Raw genomic sequence first — 4080 nt, 5'->3', positions numbered from 1 at the left:
CCCGCTCACCCACACGGAACACTTCGTTCTCCTGAACCTGCTGGACATAGGCACGCATGCTGCCGTCATCTTCACGCACGGTGATTTCCACACCCTGGGTACGGGTCAGGCCTTCTTCAGTGGCGGATCCGATCAGGCCACCGGCCACTGCGCCGATCACGGCTGCCACGATGCTGCCACGACCACCGCCGATAGCGCTGCCGCCAACACCACCCACCACCGCACCGGCTGCGCCGCCGATCGGGGTCTTGGTGCCTTCGATCTTGACCGGGCGCAGGGACTCGATGGTACCCATGCGAATCGTCTGCACGCGACGCGCTTCGTCACGGGAGTAGGAGTCACCGGTCAGGCTTGACTGGCAGCCTGTGAGTAACATCGCCATCGTCGAAAAGGAAGCAACCAGCAAAACAGACTTGCGCATAGCATCAAACTCCAAAAGACAGTGATCCATTAAACTCCCCGACTTGATGCCTGTCACGACCTTGCCGGGGAAAAATTGTTTTCATTCAGGTGGGATACAGGCGCACCCGAAAAATTCATCCAACAGTAGCGCCAATTTCGAAAGTTCGCGTCATCGCCCCCGGGATTTTCCATGGATTACTTCATCATAGTCGCCACCACCGTCGCCGGCCTGTACTTTCACGGATGGCTTTACGTACGTATCAAACGCTGGATGGACCGCGACCTGGCCCTGTCGCTGGCGGGGCAGGATGAGCGGAAGAAAGACTACATGCTGCAACAATTGACCCTCGCCCGCGAACAAGGGATCAAGCGTCGGGACCTGCCGCACTGGCTCCAGGCCGCTGCGGCAGGTTACGCCGACGTCAGGGCGCCAGACGCTCGCGAATCCAGTCCGCGCCGTGCAGGCGATAGTTGAGGCGATCGTGCAGGCGGCTCGGACGGCCTTGCCAGAACTCGATGCGCTCGGGCAACAGGCGATAGCCGCCCCAATGCTCGGGGCAATGGGGTTGACTGTCGCTGAAGCGTTGCTCGGTGGCCTTGAGCAAGTCTTCCAGCTCACCGCGCCCAGCGATCACCCGACTCTGGGGTGAGGCCCAGGCACCAAGACGGCTGCCCAGCGGCCGTACCTGGTAATAAGCGTCCGACTCTTGCGGGGTGACCTTCACGACTTTGCCTTCGATGCGCACCTGGCGCTCCAGAGTCGGCCAGAAAAACGTCATGGCCGCGAACGGATTCACGGCCAGTTGCCGGCCCTTGGCGCTGTCGTAGTTGGTAAAGAACGTGAAGCCCTCGGCATCCAGCCCCTTGAGCAGCAGGATCCGGCAGTGAGGCCTGCCGTCGGCATCCACCGTCGCCAGGGTCATGGCATTGGCTTCTACCGGTGCCTGTTCGGTTTTCACCGCCTCGGCAAACCATTGATGAAACAACGCGAACGGCTCGGCCGGGGCCTGCGCCTCGGTCAAGCCATCACGGGTATAGTCACGGCGCATATCAGCCAGCGTTTGGGTCATGGCGCGTTCCTTGTGGTCAGCCAATCACTGTTTGGCGGTATCGGCGGCAGCGACTTTCTTGCCGTCGGCAGCGGCCTTGGCCGGCTCGGGCTTCTTCGCTGGCGTGGCCTTTTTGGCTGGGGTTTTCTTGGCCGGAGTCTTCGCGGCAGCTTTCGCAGGAGCCTTCTTGGCGGGTGCTTTCTTGGCAGCCGGAGCGGCAGCCTTTTTCGTCGCTGGGGCTGGGGCCGGCGCGGCGGGTTTCACGTCCTGGGCAGCGACCATGGTCACCGGTGCAGGGGCTGGCATGTTGTACTTGCTCAGCAATGCAACCATGGTGTTCGCTGGCGTGACCAGCAACTCGACGCGACGGTTCAAGGCCCGGCCTTCAACGCTGTCGTTGGCCGCACGCGGAGCCACCGAGCCCATGCCACGCAGCATCAGGCGATCACGCTGCAAACCGCTGAGACGGAAAATCGCCGCCACGGACTGGGCACGTTCCTGGCTGAGCTTCAGGTTGGCCGGCGCCGCGCCCGACGTATCGGCGTGACCAAGGATCAGCACGGCGGTTTTCGGATCGGCTTCAAGAATCTTGGCGACGCGAGTGAACGGACCGAGTGTCACCGGCAGCAACATGGCCGGACGATCAGGATTGAACGAACCGTCCGCGGGAGCGGTAACCACCAGCACGTTATCGCGACGTTCGAGTTCGAGCTTGCTGTCCTTGATCGCCGTACGCAGCTTCGGCTCATAGTCGTCGAGCCAGGCCTGGGTGACTTTCGGGTCGGGCATCGGCACCGCCTTGGCGGTCTCCTGTTCCTTGCCGCCGAACGGCCACCACCATTTGCCGTTGCTTTCGGCTTCGGCCTTGGCAACGGCTGGCGCCTTGGCTTCAGGTTTCAGCGGTTCTTTTTTGGCGACATCATCCGCGGCGGATTCATCCGAAGAGAATGGCCACCACCAGTGTGTGGCTCCCTCGGCCTTGGCCTGCGGTGCCTCGGCGGCGGGTTTCAAAGGAGCCGGCGGCGCCGCATCCTTGCTCGCGACCTTGTCGGACGAGCCGAACGGCCACCAGCCACCGCCGCCCTCGGCATCATTTTGTGGGTTTTGTGCGCAACCGGTAATAGCGAAGCACAGCGCCAGAGCGAGGGTTTTATTCGATGACATTGGATATCCACAAAATGATCAGGATGAAAAAACAGAGGCCATGTTCCGGCCGCATAAACAGTCGCTTGGAAACCGCAAAGGAGCTGAGGTTCCTGTACCCATTACCGATAACCGCTTTTTACAGACAAGCGGCAAGCACCCTCGCGAGATTCTGCGCGCGCGGGTCCATCAGGACGTAAGGTCCCAATGTGTTGGTCACAAAACCGAACGCAACGTCATGCTCGGGATCGGCAAAACCGATGGAGCCCCCTGCCCCAGGGTGACCAAACGCCCGCGGCCCGAGGCCGTAGGTCGCGTTGGGCACATCCGCCTGGTCGAGCATGCAACCCAGGCCGAAACGGGTCTGGGTCAATAAAGTCTTGTCCTCGCCGAAGCTGTGCTGGCGGGTCAGTTCGTCAAGCATTTCGCCTTCCAGCAGGCTGCCATCGAGCAGACCGGCGTAGAACCCGGCGATGCTCCGGGCATTGCCGTGGCCGTTGGCGGCCGGTTGCTGCATGCGGCGCCACTCGGGTTTGTTGGTGCTGGTCATGATCGATGGCGGGTTGGTGAAGGCCCGGGTGGTCATGGCCGAAGGTTCACGCATCGTCACCTGCAACAGGCGCTGTGCCGCCGCATCTCCGGCGTTGCCTTTGCCACGGGCGATATGCGCCACGCGATAAAATTCCTGGTCCGCCAGGCCGACATGGAAATCCAGGCCCAGCGGTCTGGCGACCCGAGCCACGATGGATTCACCCGGCCCTCGGCCATCGGCCCTGCGCAGCAACTCGCCGATCAACCAGCCGTAGGTGATCGCGGCATAACCGTGGCCTTCGCCAGGCGTCCACCAAGGCGTTTCAGCCGCCAGGGCATCGGTCATGGCCTGCCAGTCATAAAGTGCTTCAGGCGCCATCAACTCTCTCAGCGCCGGTAGCCCGGCCTGATGGCAGAGCAATTGACGCAGGGTGACGGACTCCTTGCCGGCGGCGGCGAACTCGGGCCAGTAGCGGGCGACCGGCGCATCGAGCTGCAGCTTGCCCTCGGCTACCAGTTGCAAGGCGGTGACGGCGGCGAATGTCTTGGTGCAGGAAAACAGATTGGCAATGGTGTCGCTGTGCCAGGCTTCATGACCATCCTTGTCGGCGGTGCCGGCCCAGATGTCGATGACGGTGCGGCCGCCCACCTGAACGCACAACGCCGCGCCGCGTTCCTGGGAATTGTCGAACAGCGCCGCGAACGCTTCACGCACGGCTTCGAACTGAAGCTCGTAATGACCTTGAATTTGCACCCGTAACTCCCTTGGAACAAAAGCTTTTTTGTCAATGGCCGGCATTGTTTCAGCGATTACGGCTTTTGGGAACCGCCGCAAGACGGCTGGTTGAACGCAGCCCCCCGTGGCGAGGGAGCTTGCTCCCGCTGGACTGCGTAGCAGGCGTTGGAAATTCGACGCGTTTGGCCTGATACACCACCGCGTCGGGTTTTGGGGCTG

The 4080-nt window shown here is 62.1% G+C and carries 5 protein-coding genes; 1 reads left to right on the top strand and 4 read right to left on the bottom strand.

Annotation, left to right across the window (positions count from 1 at the left end; genetic code table 11):
* Window positions 1-421, bottom strand: a 421-nt coding sequence (locus ACE04F_RS04115) for an outer membrane lipoprotein (RefSeq protein ID WP_486105036.1), incomplete at its 3' end; no start/stop codon positions are given.
* A gap of 171 nt (window positions 422-592) precedes the next feature.
* Here ACE04F_RS04115 and ACE04F_RS04110 point away from each other — a divergent pair.
* The gene (locus ACE04F_RS04110; protein WP_486105034.1) at window positions 593-877 is read left to right on the top strand and encodes a hypothetical protein; all 285 of its coding nucleotides are present in this window, start codon (window positions 593-595) and stop codon (window positions 875-877) included.
* Here the strand turns inward: ACE04F_RS04110 and pdxH are convergent.
* The 3 genes from pdxH to ACE04F_RS04095 form a co-directional block, all read right to left on the bottom strand.
* Complete coding sequence (gene pdxH / locus ACE04F_RS04105) at window positions 825-1472, bottom strand: pyridoxamine 5'-phosphate oxidase (RefSeq protein WP_486105032.1); 648 nt, start codon at window positions 1470-1472, stop codon at window positions 825-827. The two genes, ACE04F_RS04110 and pdxH, sit on opposite strands and share 53 nt — an antisense overlap.
* A 24-nt stretch (window positions 1473-1496) precedes the next feature.
* Window positions 1497-2615 (bottom strand): OmpA family protein, encoded by a 1119-nt coding sequence (locus ACE04F_RS04100; protein ID WP_486105030.1) that lies wholly within the window; start codon window positions 2613-2615, stop codon window positions 1497-1499.
* Window positions 2616-2733: 118 nt separating this feature from the next.
* Window positions 2734-3879 (bottom strand): serine hydrolase domain-containing protein, encoded by a 1146-nt coding sequence (locus ACE04F_RS04095; RefSeq protein ID WP_486105028.1) that lies wholly within the window; start codon window positions 3877-3879, stop codon window positions 2734-2736.
* Between the last annotated feature and the right edge of the window lie 201 nt (window positions 3880-4080).

It is taken from the genome of Pseudomonas sp. AGC41 (assembly GCF_057334555.1).
Note: the sequence above shows the minus strand (reverse complement) of the source record. Positions and strands in the feature narration are given on the sequence as shown.

Bases quoted from the DNA above. Each gene is read 5' to 3' on its own strand.
- ACE04F_RS04100 (WP_486105030.1), bottom strand. From the start codon at position 2,615: ATGTCATCGAATAAAACCCTCGCTCTGGCGCTGTGCTTCGCTATTACC.
- pdxH (WP_486105032.1), bottom strand. From the start codon at position 1,472: ATGACCCAAACGCTGGCTGATATGCGCCGTGACTATACCCGTGATGGC.
- ACE04F_RS04110 (WP_486105034.1), top strand. From the start codon at position 593: ATGGATTACTTCATCATAGTCGCCACCACCGTCGCCGGCCTGTACTTT.